The sequence below is a fragment of the Shewanella sp. 492 genome, assembly GCF_059338445.1.
In genome coordinates this window covers 3,459,794-3,478,008 of the sequence record NZ_CM181702.1, presented here as the reverse complement: position 1 = coordinate 3,478,008, position 18,215 = coordinate 3,459,794, and the positions used below count along the sequence as shown (strand labels likewise).

The 18,215-nt window shown below is 48.9% G+C and carries 17 protein-coding genes; 11 read left to right on the top strand and 6 right to left on the bottom strand.

Going from position 1 to position 18,215, the window contains the following annotated elements; all coding sequences use genetic code 11:
* The first annotated feature begins 250 nt into the window (after positions 1–250).
* Entirely contained in the window at positions 251–3,433 is a 3,183-nt protein-coding gene (locus AC5YBX_RS15310; protein ID WP_494523979.1) for an HD domain-containing phosphohydrolase, read from the top strand.
* Between the two features lie 32 nt (positions 3,434–3,465).
* On the opposite strand, the gene accC is transcribed toward AC5YBX_RS15310, so the two are convergent.
* The 5 genes from accC to nikR all read right to left on the bottom strand — a co-directional run bounded on the left by accC (position 3,466) and on the right by nikR (position 8,830).
* Positions 3,466–4,848, bottom strand: coding sequence for an acetyl-CoA carboxylase biotin carboxylase subunit (gene accC / locus AC5YBX_RS15305; RefSeq protein ID WP_494523978.1), 1,383 nt, complete (start codon positions 4,846–4,848; stop codon positions 3,466–3,468).
* Positions 4,849–4,856: 8 nt separating this feature from the next.
* On the bottom strand, positions 4,857–5,300 hold the full coding sequence (accB, locus tag AC5YBX_RS15300; protein WP_494523977.1) for an acetyl-CoA carboxylase biotin carboxyl carrier protein: 444 nt from the start codon (positions 5,298–5,300) through the stop codon (positions 4,857–4,859).
* Between the two features lie 18 nt (positions 5,301–5,318).
* Positions 5,319–5,765: a type II 3-dehydroquinate dehydratase gene (gene aroQ, locus AC5YBX_RS15295; RefSeq protein ID WP_475514979.1), complete on the bottom strand. Its 447-nt coding sequence runs from the start codon at positions 5,763–5,765 to the stop codon at positions 5,319–5,321.
* 358 nt (positions 5,766–6,123) lie between these two features.
* Positions 6,124–8,040, bottom strand: coding sequence for a TonB-dependent receptor plug domain-containing protein (locus AC5YBX_RS15290; protein WP_494523976.1), 1,917 nt, complete (start codon positions 8,038–8,040; stop codon positions 6,124–6,126).
* A gap of 379 nt (positions 8,041–8,419) precedes the next feature.
* Positions 8,420–8,830: a nickel-responsive transcriptional regulator NikR gene (gene nikR / locus AC5YBX_RS15285; protein ID WP_475514977.1), complete on the bottom strand. Its 411-nt coding sequence runs from the start codon at positions 8,828–8,830 to the stop codon at positions 8,420–8,422.
* 182 nt (positions 8,831–9,012) lie between these two features.
* Here nikR and AC5YBX_RS15280 point away from each other — a divergent pair, with 182 nt between their 5' ends.
* Genes AC5YBX_RS15280 through AC5YBX_RS15260 form a run of 5 tightly spaced genes read left to right on the top strand, consistent with a single transcriptional unit; the run spans position 9,013 to position 13,635 of the window.
* A complete protein-coding gene (locus tag AC5YBX_RS15280; protein ID WP_494523975.1) occupies positions 9,013–10,563 on the top strand; it encodes an ABC transporter substrate-binding protein in 1,551 nt (516 codons plus the stop codon).
* Complete coding sequence (locus tag AC5YBX_RS15275) at positions 10,551–11,540, top strand: ABC transporter permease (RefSeq protein ID WP_475514975.1); 990 nt, start codon at positions 10,551–10,553, stop codon at positions 11,538–11,540. The genes AC5YBX_RS15280 and AC5YBX_RS15275 overlap by 13 nt, the downstream gene beginning before the upstream one ends.
* Positions 11,533–12,363 carry an ABC transporter permease gene (locus AC5YBX_RS15270; protein ID WP_494523974.1) on the top strand — a complete coding sequence of 277 codons (831 nt, stop codon included), beginning with the start codon at positions 11,533–11,535 and terminating at the stop codon, positions 12,361–12,363. The genes AC5YBX_RS15275 and AC5YBX_RS15270 overlap by 8 nt, the downstream gene beginning before the upstream one ends.
* The gene (locus AC5YBX_RS15265) at positions 12,357–13,067 is read left to right on the top strand and encodes an ATP-binding cassette domain-containing protein (protein WP_494523973.1); all 711 of its coding nucleotides are present in this window, start codon (positions 12,357–12,359) and stop codon (positions 13,065–13,067) included. Before AC5YBX_RS15270 ends, AC5YBX_RS15265 begins: the two co-directional genes overlap by 7 nt.
* Complete coding sequence (locus AC5YBX_RS15260; RefSeq protein WP_475514972.1) at positions 13,051–13,635, top strand: ATP-binding cassette domain-containing protein; 585 nt, start codon at positions 13,051–13,053, stop codon at positions 13,633–13,635. The genes AC5YBX_RS15265 and AC5YBX_RS15260 overlap by 17 nt, the downstream gene beginning before the upstream one ends.
* A 25-nt stretch (positions 13,636–13,660) precedes the next feature.
* Here the strand turns inward: AC5YBX_RS15260 and arfB are convergent, their stop codons facing one another.
* Positions 13,661–14,077, bottom strand: a complete 417-nt coding sequence (arfB, locus tag AC5YBX_RS15255; RefSeq protein WP_494523972.1) for an alternative ribosome rescue aminoacyl-tRNA hydrolase ArfB — start codon at positions 14,075–14,077, stop codon at positions 13,661–13,663.
* A gap of 103 nt (positions 14,078–14,180) precedes the next feature.
* Here arfB and AC5YBX_RS15250 point away from each other — a divergent pair, with 103 nt between their 5' ends.
* From AC5YBX_RS15250 to AC5YBX_RS15230, 5 genes are all read left to right on the top strand, one after another.
* Complete coding sequence (locus tag AC5YBX_RS15250; protein WP_110457071.1) at positions 14,181–14,558, top strand: SpoIIAA family protein; 378 nt, start codon at positions 14,181–14,183, stop codon at positions 14,556–14,558.
* 77 nt (positions 14,559–14,635) lie between these two features.
* Entirely contained in the window at positions 14,636–14,821 is a 186-nt protein-coding gene (locus AC5YBX_RS15245) for a DUF3012 domain-containing protein (protein ID WP_475514970.1), read from the top strand.
* 190 nt (positions 14,822–15,011) lie between these two features.
* A complete protein-coding gene (locus tag AC5YBX_RS15240) occupies positions 15,012–15,407 on the top strand; it encodes a hypothetical protein (protein WP_494521573.1) in 396 nt (131 codons plus the stop codon).
* Positions 15,408–15,625: 218 nt separating this feature from the next.
* Positions 15,626–16,930, top strand: coding sequence for a TolC family protein (locus AC5YBX_RS15235; RefSeq protein WP_494523971.1), 1,305 nt, complete (start codon positions 15,626–15,628; stop codon positions 16,928–16,930).
* Between the two features lie 17 nt (positions 16,931–16,947).
* Positions 16,948–18,207: an efflux RND transporter periplasmic adaptor subunit gene (locus AC5YBX_RS15230; protein WP_494523970.1), complete on the top strand. Its 1,260-nt coding sequence runs from the start codon at positions 16,948–16,950 to the stop codon at positions 18,205–18,207.
* Positions 18,208–18,215 lie beyond the last annotated feature (8 nt).

Sequence of the window (18,215 nt, the reverse complement as noted above, 5' to 3'; positions counted from 1 at the left end):
CCTATACCCACGGCAATCTGCTGGCGCAGACTTTTACTTATAGTTTGTCACCGAGTTATCAGCGTTTATGCTGATAACAGCTATGTGCTATAGCCCCAGTTATTACTGTTATTTTTGCTGTATTTCTTCGTGAGGCACGGGGTTAAATTGCATGTGCGCAGTACAGATAACAAATTGACTTGTTACTGGTTTGTTATACTATCCTAAATGCATTCGACGTTTAGCCTCCCCGAAGAAAAAGGATTCGCTCATGGCAGCGCAGGGCACAAAACCTTATCGATTTACTATACGTGTAACCGTCGTCGGCATTTTTGTATTAGCGACCCTATTTACTGCCGTGATTGCGATTGGATTGCAGTACTATTTTAGTGAGCGTCTGGCTACTGAGTCGGCGCTTAAACTCTACAATAGCAGTGCGAGTAGCACCAGTGACCACTTGGCGTATTTAGACCGCAGGATGGTCAATACGACTAAGCTCTTGTCAAATTTCTCGCCGTTGCAGGCAGACGATGGCTTGTCTGCCGAGGCACTCAACGTATTTTCTCAAGTGATGCAAACCTCGTCCTTTATCTGTGCTATCTACATTGGATTAGAAAACGGTAATTTATACGAGCTTATCAATCTTAATGCGCATCCTATTGTTGGCAAACAGTTAAACGCGGGTCACTCCGATCGTTGGGCTTTAATCAAGATTGAAGCTGGTGATGATGGCACGCGCGTGCGTGAAATCGCTTATTTCGATGCCGAGTTTAACCTTAGAGTCAGCCATAGGGATGTGAGTGATTATGATGCGACCAATCGCCCTTGGTATATCAACGCCGACCATAAGCAGGTATATAAAACTGAGCCGTACTTATTTCAAAATTTGCAAGCTCCAGGGGTGAGTTATTCCATTAAGTTAGCGGGGAGTGATGCTGTCTTAGGGGTGGATATTGCGTTATCTAGCCTAGAAGATCATCTTGTCCTTCAAGGGCAGAGCCATGGGCTAGACAAAAAACAAGAGGTGTTTGTTTATCAAGGCAGTGGCGAGCTTATCGCCTCTAACCAAACTTCTGTAGCCGAATTTAAACTCCCAGCAGCGCCGCCATTAGTCCTCTCTGAGGAGCAAAAAGCCTTTATTGCGCGCTCGCCAGTATTGAGAGCATCGAATGAAACTGATTGGCCGCCAATCGATTTTGCACTTGCGGGTGAGCCGCGAGGATACAGCATAGATATGCTCAACTTAGTGGCACAAATGACTGGGCTGCGAATTGAGTACACTAATGGATTTAGCTGGGCTGAGTTTGCTGAAAAATTCAAACAGGGTGAACTCGATCTATTGCACTCGGTATTAAATACTCCAGAAAATCATGATTTAGGGTTATTTAGTCAATCGTTTTTGCCCTTACCTTTTGCCGTCGTGACTCGTCCCGAATCCAAGGTGATTCATCACATTAGTCAACTCGAAGGGCGTAAGGTCGCGATTCCCCGTGGTTGGTCAATTATCCCTATTATAACGCGTCATTTTCCTCAACTTGAGGTGGTTGAGTATGACTCAACTCGGGCGGTCTTGCAGGCCGTAGCCCAAGGGGAGGTGTTTGCCGCATTAGATAACAGCATAGTACTGCATTATACCGCTAAGCTTTTCTTTATTGATGGCATCCAATTTCATGAGCAACTCGATTTTTCGCCGGCGAGGGTTGATACCGGCTTAAGTATTGTGGTGCACCCAGGTAAAGAGATGTTGCTGGGTATAATCAACTTAGCATTGGCAAATATTACGCCTGAGCAGGTAAACGCGTTACGGCAAAAATGGTTCGGTGAAGGGCCACGGCTTTCACCCTTATTATCTCAGGGGGTTGTTCCTTATAAGGTTTTGATAGATATTGCTAATAATCCAGACGCACATCGGCAGTTAACCCAGTATTCGCTCAATGGCGAAAACAAGTATGTTTATGTAACCCCAATGAATAACCACGGCGCAGCAACGGAATATTTTGCTATCGTGGTGCCTAAACCCGTGTTGCTATCGACGAGTCATGAACGGGTGAAAAAGTCTATTCTGATCACCGGCATATGCATGCTGTTAGTGCTGCCATTATCATGGCTCTTTGCTTCTCCCATTATCAATCCCATTAAACAGTTAGAACTTGAAAACCTCAAAGTGAAAAACCGCCAATACAGTGAGGTCACTAAGGTTAATAGTTATATTGTTGAAATTGATGAGTTGGCCAGCTCTATGGTGGATATGTCTGAGTCGATTAAGTTGCATGAATATAATCAAAAGCACTTAATGGAATCATTTATTAAGCTTATCGCGCAGGCTATTGATGATAAATCTCCCTATACCGCCGGGCATTGTAATCGAGTACCTGAACTTGGGTTAATGCTGGCAGAGCAGGCTTCTGCCTCGACACTGCCGCCTTTTAAGACGTTTGGGTTTAAGAATGAAGATGAGCACATTGAGTTTAGAATAGCGGCTTGGTTACATGATTGCGGCAAGATCACCACACCAGAGCATATTGTCGATAAGGGCAGTAAGTTAGAGGTGATCTATAACCGTATTCACGAGGTGCGCATGCGCTTTGAGGTATTGTGGCGTGATGCTCAAATCAGTTACCACCAACAGCTAGCGCAGCAACCTGAGCACAAAGAGCACCTGCAGGCAGAATTAGATAGCAAGTGGCAAACACTCAGCCAAGATTTTGAGTTTATCGCCAATGCCAATGTAGGGGGCGAATTCATGGACCAAGCTCATATCGATAGATTACTGCAACTGGCCAAAATTACTTGGGTACGCCATTTCGACGACAGGCTGGGGCTGTCCCCCATAGAAGAGCTTAACTATCCCGACTTGCCAGCCTCTCTGCCTGCAACTGAGCAACTATTAAGTGATAAACCGCAGCATATTATTCGCCGCGATTTTCCGGTGCACTTCGATGAAAAATTTGGCATAAAGATGACGATCCCTGAGCATCTGTATAACCAAGGTGAGTTACACAATTTAGCCATTTCACGAGGTACCTTAACTGCTGAAGATCGCTTCAAGATTAATGAGCACATTACCAGTACCATTAAGATGTTAGAGAACTTACCTTTTCCTCCTGAACTGGCGCGGGTGCCGCGCTATGCCTCGACTCACCACGAAACACTTAAAGGCACTGGCTATCCGCGCAAGTTGACGGCTGAGCAGCTATCCACCCCTGAGCGCATTTTAGTGTTAGCCGATATTTTTGAAGCCTTAACGGCCGCCGATAGACCCTATAAAAAGGCTAAACCCCTCAGTGTGGCCATCGATATTTTGCATAAAATGGTGTTGGATGATCATGTCGACAGAGACCTATTTGAGCTGTTTTTAACCAGTGGTGTTTACCTTGACTACGCGAATAAATTTCTCGACCCGAGTCAAATCGATACGGTGGATATTGAGCAGTACCTTAATCGAACGGCGTAAATATGGTCGGGGAAAAGAGCTACATATCGCCCCTAGCGGTCGGCTTTATTGGTCGGCAGAGTCGCCAGCAGTGAGTGCTCTAAATAATCGATGGGCTGCGCGCCTTGGATAAAACCATCGTCGGCCAGTATCCGCTTGAGCAAGGGGATATTCGTGTTAATCCCTTGGATAACCAGTTCATTTAAGGCAACACGCATACGGGCAACGGCGCAGTTGCGTGAGCTCCCCCAAGTGATGAGCTTACCTATCATGGCATCGTAATAGGGTGGCACTTGATAGCCTTGATAAAGGTGCGAGTCCCAACGAACCCCAAGGCCGCCAGGAAGGGTCAGTGCTGTGATGGTGCCGGGTGATGGGATAAAGTTAACAGGATCTTCGGCGTTAATACGACACTCAATAGCATGACCATGGCATTGTATTTGTGCTTGGCGCATGCCAAGAGGCTGATCTGCGGCGATACGCAGCTGCTCGGCGACCAAGTCGAGATGAGTCACCATCTCTGTTACCGTATGTTCTACCTGCAAGCGGGTATTCATCTCCATAAAGAAAAACTCACCCTCTTGGTAAAGAAACTCTATGGTGCCAACGCCCTCATAGCCTATGGCTTGGCAAGCCTTAATACAGCGTTGACCGATAATATCGCGCTGCTCATCGGTTAACCCTAATGCCGGCGCTTCCTCTATCACCTTTTGCTGGGCACGTTGCATCGAGCAGTCACGTTCGCCTAAAGACAGCGCATTGCCCTGCTTATCGCATATGACTTGCACCTCGATATGGCGCGGCTGGCTTAAGTATTTCTCTAGGTAGACGCCGGCATTGCCAAACGTGGCTTCGGCCTCACCTTGAGTTAAGGCTATGGTGCTTAGCAGCGCGCTGGCATCGTTAACGATGCGCATCCCTTTTCCGCCACCACCGGCGGTGGCTTTGACCATAACCGGATAGCCAATAGCGTCGGCCAGAGCCAAATTGGCGGACGCATCATCGCCCAACAGGCCATCAGAGCCGGGAATCGTCGGTAATCCTGCCGCTTTCATGGCGGCAATGGCACTGACCTTATCCCCCATTAGGCGGATAGTGTCACTGCGTGGGCCGATAAACACAAAGCCACTGGCGGTCACTTGCTCGGCAAAGATGGCGCTTTCGGATAAGAAGCCATAACCAGGATGGATAGCATCGGCATGGGTGAGTGCGGCAGCGACCAGTATTGCTTGGCTGCTTAGATAACTTTGGCTCGATGGTGCGGCGCCAATACACAGGCTTTCATCGGCAAGGGTGACATTCAAGGCGTCTTTGTCGGCGCGTGAGTGAACGCTCACTGTGGCGATACCCAATTGCTGGCAGGCGCGGATGATCCTTACGGCGATTTCACCGCGATTGGCTATAAGCACTTTGTTAAACGGGCGCGATGCTGCCATGGCAGAGCTTACTCGATAACCATTAAGGGTTGATCAAACTCAACGGCGTCACCGCTGTTGCATAAAATTGCCTTCACTACGCCAGCATGTTGGGCTTGTATTTGGTTCATCATTTTCATTGCCTCAATAATGCAGACGGCGTCACCTTGCTCGACCCTTTGTCCCACTTTGACTAAAGGCTTGGCGTCTGGCGAAGGCGATAAATAGAAGGTGCCTACCATAGGGGACACCAGCAGATCTTCCTCGGCATAGTCGAGTGACTTAGTCGACTCTGGGTTGGTTATATCTTCAGAGTCATCGGCGGTTTGGCCAAATGCTTTGGCCGCTACGGTATTGGTGTAGCTCAGGTCGCGGCAAATACGAATTGACTCTTCGGCATTTTTAATTTCCAGCTCCGAGATATCAGAGGCTTGCACCAAGGCGATCAGTTTTTTAATTTTACGAATATCCATACGCTTGTCTCTTGAGCATTAGTGAGCTGCTTTGATACGGCTGATGGCCGAGCGCAGTGCAAATTGATAACCCATTTCACCTAAGCCACAGATCACCCCAACGGCTTTATCTGAAAAGTAGGAGTGATGTCGAAACGGTTCGCGGGCATGCACATTCGACAGGTGCACCTCGATAAAGGGGATAGCCACTCCCAGTAGTGCGTCTCTAAGCGCGACACTGGTGTGGGTAAAAGCCGCCGGATTGATAATAATGAACTGGGCATCGCTGGCATGAATTGCATCGATCAGTTCATGTTCGGCATTGGATTGAATATGTTGCAGTTGCACCGCTTCCGCTTGGGCCATTTGGGTTAACTGTTCGACAATCTGGCTTAAAGTGTGATGACCATAATGGCCGGGTTCTCGACGACCTAACAGGTTTAGATTAGGGCCATTGACTAACAATATTTTCGCCTGACTACTCATGCAACATACCTTTAGGAGTGAGCTGCAGCGCGGCGCGCAGATGCTCATTTTTAATAGATAACTGCAAGTTAGCATAATTTAGCGCTATTTTGTCGCCGCAATTTAAATTTCATCATCAGCCTGGGTAGAGGCCGATGTTTGCATCAAGCATTATCGCCTATGCTGCGACAAAGAGTAGCGGTTACTGCTATTGGTTGTGGAGGGGTAACCCTTATCTCCCCCTTATTTAGTCGAGGCGAACAACGAGGCTGGCAATGACTCGTGATTAACTGATAAGACAGAGAAATAAGACAGAGAAACGATGGGCTTCTCTGTCTTAGGTATTTGGTGCGTCGGCTAAATATAGCGCCGCGCTATGTTAAAAAAAGTATTTATATTGCAGCTGCAATGTGCGCGGTGCGCCGATGGTTTCAATGGGGTATTCTGCTCGGTGGCCGTGTTTAAAAATACTCTGCGGCACTTCGCTATCAAATAGGTTGTCAATGGTGAGCTGCAATTGCTGGTTTTGTTTGGCTGATAACCAGGTTTGCAGGCCAATATTGGTAAGCATATAGTCACCGGCAGTGAGGCCATAATCTAAGAACTCTCCGACATATTGGCCGCTCACCCAGAGTGTCACATCATCGTTCATCTCGTAGTTTAGCTTGGCAAACCCGGTGTATTTAGGCACGCGTTCAATTTGCTGGCCATTATCTTTGCGCTCGGCATGGGCATAGCCACCGCTGAGTTCCATTAACCATTTCGCTGAAAAGGCTTTGACCAAGTGAATATCTATCCCATAGCTTTCGACACGGCCATTAAGGTTGCTGTAGGTAAACTGGGTGTCACTGAGCGCGCGTTGCTCTATGAGGTTATCAATATTGCGCCAAAAACTATCGACGGTTAATGAGATATCACCTTGATAATTAACCCCAATATTAATACTTTCACTGGTTTCTGCTACTAAGTCAGGATTCCCCAAGGTACCCAGCTGTTGATAGAGTTCTGAAGCGGTTGGCTGGCGATAACCATTGCCAAGATTGGCCTTCAGTTGTAATTGTGACGTTATATCGTGAGTTAATGCGATACTGCCAACCCAGATAGATTCGTCATTGACCAGTTTATTGACTCGTGCTCCCAGTGATAGTTGGGTATCGGGCAGGCTGCTTAACTTAGGTTGGTATTGGCCAAATAGTGCATAGGTACGGTCAGTTGGCGTGGTGAAGTGCATAACCTCGTCAGCGCCTTCAAATTGTTCATACTGACCTCCCATAATCCACTGACTCCCATCTTGGGTGTGATAGTTAGCGGAGACGATCGCGCCGTAATCTTTAAAGCCCCAATATTGATCCCAGTAGGGAACATCGACCTTGCCGTCAGCCTCTTTGGTGATTTCACTATAGTGAGAGTCCCAGTGTTGGTAGCTTAACTTGGTTTGTAATAGCAATTGGTCTGACACTTGGAGTTGCCAATCGGCATAGGCGAGCGTCTGTTTGCGATCATTTTCACTCAAAATAGCGTTGTAAGCTAAAGGACGTTCGAGTAAGCCGTCATTATATTGAGCAAAAATAGTCAGTTGCTGGGCATCGCTGATAGACCATTTAATTTTTGCATTGAGGTTATTCATACGATAACCCCGCTCTTTGTCTAAGGCCGCCGTTGGTGAGTATTCCTCATCGGGCCAAAGTGCATAGCCTTCTGACTGGCTTGAACTGGCGGCTAAGCTAATTTGGAGATTATTGATTTCGCTGCTGACGAACGCTGATAGATCATAACTGGGCAGCGTATCAGCCACTAAGCTAACTTCACCGCGATCATCATGTTGATAGCTTTTGGTGATGATATTGATGATCCCCGCAATGGCTTCCGAGCCGTGGATCACGCTTTGGGCCCCCTTAATCACTTCGATGCGCTCAATCATCATGGGGTTAATACTGTCGGTATAGGTTGAGCCATAAAGCCGATTATTGAGTCGATTACCGTCAAGTAACCAGAGGATGTCTTGCGGGCGACTGCCTTGCAATGCATAGTCGGTATCGGTATGGCGACCCGCTCGGCCGTTAGCGAATAAACCCGGTACAAACTGGCTGAGGACCTTGTTGATATCGACCGCCCCAGCGGCTTGGATCATCTCACTACTGATAATGGTGACATCGCTACCCAGGGTAACATTTTGGTAGGTGCCGTCATCTTGATATTGCACACCGTGAACGGTGATTTTTTCGATATCATCAGCGAAAGCGGCGTTGTTTACAGCTAATAACGTTAAAGCTAATCCCCATGTTTTCAAATACATTACTCATTCCTTTTGGGTACGCGGTTATGTTTTTGTGACCTAAGTTAACGGTGTGTATTATATGTTTGAGTGGGGATAATTTTGCGAGCTAGATCAATTATATCGGCGATAGTGTGAAAAATATTATAAAAGTATTACTCGTGCGGTGTGAATATCGCTGGCAATATAATGCGCTTAATTAAATGGCTGAATCATTTATTAATGGGTGAAAAGGGATTGATATTAGGCTTGAATATGCTTGATGAATTATAGTGGTTACCACTGGCTAAGCTTGGTCGATGGGCATTAAAGGTGGGTTGTATTAGTCATACTTAGCCATTTTAGGATGGCTAAAGTATTAATGGGGAAATGTAATACTTTAGGCTTAATATAAGGCGGGTTAAACGATACCCGTGCGGCTTAAGCGTGCCACCTTGACGCCTTTAAGCACAGCGATTCGATTCACTATGCTATTGAGTTCACTGGCTTGCCCTTTGATAATAATGGTTTCTAGGCAGTTATGGTGGTCAATATGAACATGAGTACTACATAAAACATGAATTAAATTATTGTGCTGTATCTCAAGCAGTTTTTCAGTTAGTCCTCTTTGGTGATGATCAAATACGAGGGTGAGCACGCCCACGACATCTTCTTTGCTATTATTCCACTGTTTATCAACCAGCCTATCGCGAAATAGATCTCTTATATATTCAGAACGAGAAAGATATCCGCGCTCTAATTGATCTTCTTCAATCTCTTCAAATTGAGATTTTGGCATGGAAACAGTAAAACGGATCGTGTCGTTAGGCATAAGTTAAATTCTATAAAGCTTAATTACTGTGAGTATCCTACAGATATAAAAAGGATGCAAAAATATAAAATTGATCTAAGTCAACGATAGTATTAAAGATCTGTTTTTAGGCTGATTTTTAGGCAAACACCCGCTAGTATGACGAATATTTCAATAGTGTTACGCGCTTGGGCTGAATGTTTATGAGACGGTTAATCTTGCTGCTGTTGTGTGGTTGCTTCGCTTGCCTCTCAGTGGCAGCGACGGATAGGGAAGTGGCTGCCACTGAGAGGGTATTGACACTCGCCTTAGGGGCCGAGCCCGACGCGGGGTTCGATCCTATCTTAGGCTGGGGTAAATATAACCGGCCGCTGTTTCAGTCGACACTGTTGCGGCGCAATAAACAACTTGAGCTGGTGGGCGACTTAGCGACATCGTGGACCTTATCAGCCGATCGCTTAACCTGGCAAGTCTCGCTACGCAAAGGGGTTAACTTTAGCGATGGCACAAAGCTTACGGCTGAAGATATTAAATTTACCTTCGATATTGCCAAGCAAATTGCCTCAATACACGATCTCACTAATCTAGAGAAGGTTGAGGTGGTAGCAGATGGAGAGCTCAGGTTTCACCTGCAGCAGGCCGACATCACTTTTATCGATAACTTTGTCAGTTTAGCGATTGTGCCTAAAGCAAATTATGGTCCGCGATATGGCTTAGCACCTGTTGGCTCTGGGCCGCTTAAGTTTGTTCGCTGGGATCGCAATCAACAGCTCATCATGGTCCCCAATCCATATTATTACGGCCAAAAGCTGCAATTTAAAAAAGTGGTGGTCATTTTTAGTGATGAAGATAGCCGCTACTCTCGGCTGCGCGTCGGTCAGTTAGACCTTAGCGCGATAGCACCGCGCTATGCGCAGTTACTCCCGCCGACATATCGGCTATGGCGTATCGACAGTGTCGATAACCGCGGCATTGCTTGGCCTATGCTGCCTAAGCAGGGCAATAACATAGGTAATGATGTTAGCTCAGATCTGGCGATCCGCACCGCTATCGACTTAGTCATTGATCGTCAGGTGTTAGTTGAACAACTGCTAGAGGGCCATGCAACACCGGCTTATTCGATTGCCGATGGATTGCCTTGGGGGCCAGTTGATCAAGCCCATGAACCTCAAGTTGATCGCGAGGCAGCCATTGCACTGCTTGATAAAAGTGGATGGCAATTACAAGGTGGTATACGTCAGCGCGATGGCGTTAAGGCGTCGATGACGCTTTATTATTTGGCAGGCGACACCGTGCGCCAACAATTAGCCTTGGCGGTAGCGCAAATGGTCAAACCGCTAGGCATCCAAATCACTCCCGTCGGTAAAAGTTGGGAGGCCATCTATAAACAGATGCATCAACAGCCGGTGTTATTTGGTTTTGGAAGCCACTCGGCAACCGAAGTGAGGGGCGTGCATCACAGTCAATATCGAGGCCAAGGCTATTTTAATTCAGGCTATTACAGTAATCCTGAAGTGGATAACGCATTAGATGAGGCCCAGCATGCCCCTTCGTGGCAAGCCTCATTGCCGTATTGGCAAAGCGCGCAGCAATTCATTGCCCAAGATAAACCTTGGACTTGGCTGGTTAATCTTAAACATCTTTATGCGGCCAATGTCTGTCTTGATCTGGATTCGCCCGGTATTGAGGCCCATGGTCACGGCTGGCCATTAGCCAATAATATCGAGCATTGGCGCTGGCAATGTCCCAACTGATGCCCACCCATAGTTATGCCATCTTAAGCGCTGGTTTACGGCTGGTATTACTGCTGATTTTGGTGGTGTTACTGGCCTATTTTCTGCTGAGTTGGACACCGATAGATCCGCTGAACGCCTATTTAGGTGGCAATGTCTTTGGTATTTCTGAGCCACAAAAGGCCTTGCTCGCCCAGCAGTTGTCACTGGATCAAAGTGTGGGGCAGCGTCTACTGCATTGGTTATCTGGGTTAGCGCGAGGCGATCTCGGCTTTTCTACCCTTTATCAGCAGCCCGTTTCAAGCGTTATCGCCACCCATTTACCCCTATCGCTACTGCTCATTGGTCTTAGCTGGGTAGGATCATTGGTGCTCGGTTATCTGCTGGGGTTACTGGCGGGTATTTATCAAGACAGTTGGCTCGATAAGGCGGTGCAGCGGTTTTCATGGTTGATGGTATGCATGCCCTCTTTTTGGTTAGCCATGCTGTTTATCAGCCTATTTTCAATTGCCTTACAGCTCACCCCCGTGTGCTGTGCTGCGCCAATTGGTATGACTTTTTCTGAGCAATCTGTGCTCAGTATGTTGCATCATCTGCTATTGCCTGTCGCTACCCTGACGGTGGTGAGCATGGCGCCAATAGTGTTGCACACCCGAGAGAAGGTGATTGACGTGCTGCAGTCTGATTATGTGCAGTATTCTCTGGCGCATGGGGATAGCCTGTTTAAGGTGGTGCGCTTTCATGTGATCCGTAACAGTCTATTACCGGCAATCGTGTTGCAATTTGCGACCTTTGCAGAGCTGTTTGGTGGCTCGCTGATCGCCGAAACTGTGTTTAGTTTTCCCGGATTAGGCGCCAGTATTGTGAAGGCAGGTTTAGCCAGTGACACCGACTTACTCATGGGCTGCACCTTAATTTCGGCATTGATGGTCTTTAGCGGTAACCTTATTGCCACTGTGTTATCACGCTACTTTATTCAGGAGGCTGGGGATGCGTGATCTACTGCGTCAGCCCAGTTTTATGGCTGCGCTTGTCTTACTATGTGGGTTAGTTGGGCTGGCCTTACTCTGGCCTTGGCAGGGGGCAGAGCTCGATTTACTCAATAAATATCAAGCGCCTTCACTACAACATCTGTTTGGCACCGACTGGCTCGGCAGAGATCTGTTTAGTCGCAGTCAACAGGCGCTGGCGCAGAGCCTGTATGTGGGCGGGCTTGCGGTATTGCTAAGCAGTGTGTTGTCGTTGATGATGGCGATGCTTGCCATGTTACATCGCTCCGCCGCGTGGATGGTCGATCTGCTGGTGGATCTGTTTATGTCACTCCCCCACCTCTTGCTGTTAATTCTCTTATCGTTAGCCTTTGGCGGTGCAGAGTTCGGCTTAGTGGTGGCGGTTGCATTAAGTCACTGGCCTAAACTCACGCGATTACTGCGTTTTGAAATGAAACAGGTGCAGTCTGCCCCCTATTATCAGTTAGCGAAACAGTTTGGTACTTCACCTTGGCAAAGATTACGGCGTCACATGTTGCCGCATATCTTGCCTCAGTGGTGGATAGGCGGCTTGCTGCTGTTTCCTCATGCGCTTACCCATATGGCGGCGTTGACCTTTTTAGGTTTTGGTCTTAATCCTGACTCTCCATCCATGGGCGCCTTGTTAGCTCAGGCATCGCAATATACGTTAACCGGACATTGGTGGTTTGCCCTGTGCCCTGGTTTACTCTTACTCAGTTGCTTGCTGCTCTTGTCTTATGTTGCGCAGCGTCTGCTGCTCGGTCTACGTCAGGGGCCGCAAACTCACCTTGAAGGAGTGGTTAAATGTTAACTGTCGAAGGGCTTAGTATTCAATCCGATGCTGTCTCTCTATTGTCGCCGTTAAGCTTTTCGCTCAAACAAGGTGAGGTGCTTGGCGTGATAGGCGCGAGCGGTAGCGGTAAAAGTTTATTGGCACAGGCGTTGATGGGGCAGGTTCCGCCCGGCTTTAAATTAGGTGGCAAGGTTACCAGTCAGCAAGGCTTTCGGCGCGCATTGGCGGCGCAGTCGGCCTCTGTGTTAGATCCGTTGCGATTAATCGGGTCACAATTGCGTTATGCATCGCAGCGATTAGGCAAGCGTGCCTCGACGCGTCGACACTATTTTAAGCTTGGCGGCAATATTACTGAGCGTTATCGGCACCAGCTCTCTGGCGGTATGGCAAAGCGCGCCTTAATGGCGCAGGCTTGCTGGCAATCGAGCGAGATTATGATTGCCGATGAGCCCTGCTGCGGACTCGACGTCGAAGCGGCAAAGGCGATATATCAACATTTAGCGATGCTTGCTCGCGATGAACAACTGGGCGTCATGGTGATTAGTCATAATTTGAGGCAATTATTGCCTATTGCCGACAGAGTGTTAGTGCTGCGCGATGGGTGCGCCGTGGAAATGACCACACCAGCGCATATTCGTGCAGGGGCGTGTGATGAGTATACGCACCGCTTTTGGACGGCACTGCCAGAACATTGGGAGTCAGAACGTGTTGCGGTTGCATAAAGGCTATGTGCGCCGAGGCGAGCAGTTAATCACATTTCCAGACATCGAGCTTAAGCGCGGCGAAATAGTGGGGGTATCAGGCCCCAGTGGTGTGGGCAAATCCACTTTAGCGAGCATGCTTGCGGGGATAATACCTATGCAAGCTGAGCTGCACTCATTGCCAAGGCGCGCGCGGGGTAAACCTAATCCGGTGCAGTGGCTTATCCAGCAGGGGGAGTTTGCGTTTAATCCCAGATTAACCCTTAAAACCGCGTTAGATGAGAGCTGGCAATGTGACGATTACCTGCCACTGCTTAAGGATTATGGTCTGGAGCCCTCTTGGTTAACAAGACGGCCAAATCAGTTATCCGGTGGTCAGCTACAACGTTTTAATTTGATCCGGGCATTAGTGCCCACCACGCAGTTTATTATCTGTGATGAGGTAACGGCACATCTGGATACCATCACCCAAGCTGAGTTTTGGCAGCACTTATTAGCTACGGCAAATAAGCGCAACTTAGGCGTGTTGGTGATCTCCCACGATCCCTACCTACTCGAAGCGATTTGCGATCACATTGTGACTTGGTAAAGCGCCGTCAACGGCAAGCGTACGCTTAATCGCGAGGCTTCTCTTGGCGCAGGGCCTTGGTGGCGCCGCGCTGTTTTTTGGCCTCGATACGCCGTTTCTGGCTGCCTTTGGTGGGCTTGGTGGCGATACGCTTTTTAGCGGTATGTCCAACGCTGGCGACCAAGCTGATAAATTGTTCCAGTGCGGTTTGACGATTAGCATCTTGGCTGCGGCTAGCTTGACACTTAATGATGATTTTGCCGCTTTTGGTAATACGATGATCAGCTTTAGCCAGTAAGCGTTGCTGATACAGTTCGGGGAGCGAGGATTGGCGAATATCGAAAATAAGCTGGGCAGCGGTAGAGACTTTATTGAGATGTTGGCCTCCAGCGCCACTGGAGCGGATAAATTGCCACTCAAGTTCATGGTCTTGTAGTTCAATTCGATTGCTGATTTTTATCATGCAGGCTCTTTAATGGTGATTATTTGATATAGACAGGTATCATTGCACTGACCAAATAAGGCAAAATGGTCAACTCATTCTTGCACCGTCGCGGAGTCCCAATATGTTATGTCAAATCGCTGATATCACCAATGGGGTGATCAGTTTATTTGCTAGCGGTCGGTTATCGACAAAAGATTATTGCCAGTTAATCGCCCCCATCATTGAAAAATACCAAGCCGAGTCAGGTAAAGTCTGTTTGTATATAGAAGCCGACGTACTGCTCGAAGGCTGGGAGAGCCAGTCATTATCAGGTGTCGGTGAGGTTCAACTACCTAGGTTCGATGCGCTAGTTTTAGTGGGCGGCCCTGATTGGTTTGGTAATGCCGTGCGTCTAATGGGGCCATTTATGCAAGGCGAGGTCGCGTGGTATCCGCTCGAGCAAAAGCCATTGGCTATTGAATGGATAACAGCCAAATTAAGTTGCCCATTAACCCAATAAACAATTTAGGCTACACTGGCTGTTGGAAATAAGCCCGAGCGCAACACAGCGTTATAGCGAATATTGAAGGAAATCCTATGTTAGCCATTAAATCTCCAGTCCTTAAGTGCGCAACATTAGCGCTGTTTACTCTGACACTATTGTCAGGCTGCGCGCCAGAAGTGGGTAGCGAAAAATGGTGTAAGCAGATGGAAGATAAGCCCAAAGGCGATTGGACCGCTAATGAAGCTGCCGATTACGCCAAGCACTGCGTCTTTAAATAATCGCTTAATACCGCGTTATCCATAGCAAATGTGACGCCGACAATACTTTAGTTATGTGAGGTATTGTCAGCGTTGAACAAATCATTACAATGCCTGTCAAATAGCTATTCATTTGATTTTTTAGCTTTATTTTTTAAGGGTGTCTGTGAGTCGTTTCTTCCACCTCGTTATCCAAAAGATCGCATTAATGATGATCGCTATCGTGGCGCTGCAGTTTGCAGTGGCTAACTTTGGCGTGCATCAGTTGCACTTAGGGGATCATCAGGAGGAGAGTGAAAACCACCCCCATCTGCAGTTTACTGCCCAGGTGATCAGCCTATCCCAATGTGTCGATTGCCAATGTGCGTTCGATTCACCTGAGCTAGACAAGCATCAATCCACGGCCCACCATCAACATCAGATCAGCAAAACCGAGACCCAAACTTTCGACCTCTGCCTAGATTGCCAGTGCCACGGTGGTCATGCGACCCTATTGTCGCAAGTGATTATTGTGCCATCGCTGCCTGTGTCTGATGCGCCAAAGAACTTAGCTCACCATTACTTCCCACCCGAGCAACAAGCCGCTTACCGCCCCCCCATAGTGTAATTCTGTTAGCCCATATTCTTCTGTAGCTCATGGCCGTCTTAGCAATAAGGCCGCGGCTTATGCTATGGCGTTTTATCGGATCATATTCAACTCATTAACGCTGTGACGCTTAATGTGATGGAGATTGACACCCTATTTAGCTGCCCCGCTTTGACCTTGCGTGGATGGACGCCATATGGCGCGGTGGCTGGATCGAATGTTCAATACTAGGAATTGCGATGCAAAAAAGTATTATCGCGGCGCTACTTTTGGCCAGCTGTAGTGGCCCAGTCGTGCATGCTCTGCCCAGTGGGGCACCAAGTTTTGCGCCCGCGTTGGCGCAAATCAATAGCAGTACACCCCCTTTTCAGGCTTGGTTACCAGAGTTGTTACAACAATTTAATCAACTGCCACAGATCAAGGCGCAGCAAGCCAAGCTTAAGCAGGCTGAGTTAATGATGTTGGCGGCCGACAACGCTGTTTATAACCCCGCGTTAGATGTCAGCTATGAAGACGGCGTAGATCAGACCTATGGCATAGGGGTAAGCCAAACCTTAGATTGGGGCGATAAACGCGGCGCCGCAACGCGCACCGCCATGTTGCAAGCTGAAATATTGCGCTCTGACGTTGCACTAAGTCGCAGTCAGATGTTAGCCGAACTGCTCTTGGCGATTGTGGAGCAAAGACGGCAGAGCAAGATCTTGCACTTTCAACTGCAGCAGCTCGATGCGGCTAAGCGGCAACTCACTATTGCCAAGCAGCAGTTGCAGGCAGGCTTGTTGTCACAAGCTGAACATCAACTTATTCAGCTTGAACTGGCGAGCCGCGCCGCAGAGCATGCCATGGTAGAGCAAGATGCCATAGCGGCCGACGCTAAGGTGTTGATGCTCGTGGGCACCACCTCAGTTGCCTTTAATGACTTTATTACTGCGCTCAGCGTCGATGACACGCCTTATGTCATCCGCTCAGAGGTCACGCCCGAGCTGCCAGCACTCAAGGGGGCATATCAACAAGTGATGCTCGCCAAATGGGCGGCAGAGCAAGTGAAGGCCGATACCGCCGCCGATCCCACCATCAGCTTTGGCGCCGAACGCGAAGGTGACGACAATAAGTTTACTTTGGGCCTGTCGGTGCCATTGCGCCTGCGCAATAACTACCGCGACACCCATGCTGTTTCCAGCAGTGAGGTCGTTGTGGCGGAGCAAAATTACCTGGCTAAAGTGCGTGTCATTAGCCAACAGCAGCAGCTATTTCAACTCAGCTTTGCGCGATTACAACAACGTTATCAGCAGTGGCGCCAATTGGTGCTGAGCTCCAGTGCCGGTATTGCCGATGCGTTAGGTCAGCAATGGCAGGCCGGTGACATTAGCACCAGTGATTACCTGCAGAGCCAGCGTCAACTGGCCAGTAGTTATCTGGCTGGTTTGTCATTGGAGTCGGCCTTGTATCAATCTTGGCTAGATTGGATGGGGGCTAGCGGCCAGTTAGAGCACTATTTAACTGCGCAGTTGAGTCTGCCCGCGCACGCCCAAGCATCTAAGTGAATTTAGGACGACATAACATGAATAAGCAAATCAATACGATCCAAGGCGTGACGCTAAGCGCAAGGCTAATAAAGGCCGCACAGTTACTATCAATTACCACACTATTAGGCTTGTCAGCCAGCGGGTTTGCCAGTGACAGCCATGATCACGGCGCAGCCAGCGACCTCGAGCGCCCACATGACGCCCGCGAAGTGGGGCACGACCACCAAAGCGAGCTGCCAGAGCATCGCGAGGCCGATAACGCCCATGGTCATGATGAGGATGAAGCCGAGCATAGCGATGGGATTGTGCTTAGCGCCGCCCAGCGAGAGCTTGCCGGCATTAAGGTGGTATCGCTCTCTAAACAAAGTTTTAGTTTAGAGGCGGTGGCAACGGCCACCTTAGTGGTGGACCGTAATCGCACTATCACCTTGGCGCCACAACTTGAGGTGCGGGTGCTTAAGCGGCATGTAGTGCCAGGGCAAGAAGTGCAGCAAGGGCAGCCCATTTTGACCCTAGGCGGCGCCGCCGTGGCCAAGGCGCAGGCGGAGTATATCAATGCCGCCGCTGAGTGGAGCCGGGTACAGCGCATGAGCCCAAGCGCCGTCAGTGCCAGCCGTCGCTTGCAGGCGCAGGTGGACGCCGAGCTTAAGCGGGCGACCCTTGAAGCGTTAAAAATGACGGATGGTCAAATTAAGGCGCTTGCATCTCGTCCAGACACCATTGGCCGCTACCAACTGTTAGCGCCAATAGCGGGGCGAGTACAGCAAGATGTGGCCATGTTAGGTCAAGTTTTTGCTGGCGGCACCGCCTTGATGCAGCTTACCGATGAGTCACACCTCTGGGTTGAGGCTCAAGTGACACCGACTCAGGCTGAAAAAGTGACGGTGGGCAGCAGTGTGCTGGTGAAAGTGGGCCCCCATAGCATAGAGGCGCAGATCATCGGCCGCTCCCATGAGCTCAATAGCGTCACGCGCACCGAGCAAATTTTGGTGGCGTTCGATAATCCTGGTCATGTACTGCATGCCGGGCAATTTGCCGAAATTTATCTGGCCGACAATAGCGTTACCGGCGTGGTGCTGCCCGATGCAGCGTTGACCCGGGGCGGTGATGGTGACTGGCAAGTGTTTGTCGCCACTGATGAGGGGTTCGAGGCGCGAGAAGTTGAGGTGGTTGAGCGTCAACGGGGCATGAACTTAGTGCGTGGCTTAAGTCCTGAGACTCAGGTGGTGATTTCGGGGGCCTTTTTCTTAGCGTCCGAACAGGCCAAGTCGGGCTTTGATATCCACAATCATTAAGGGATCCT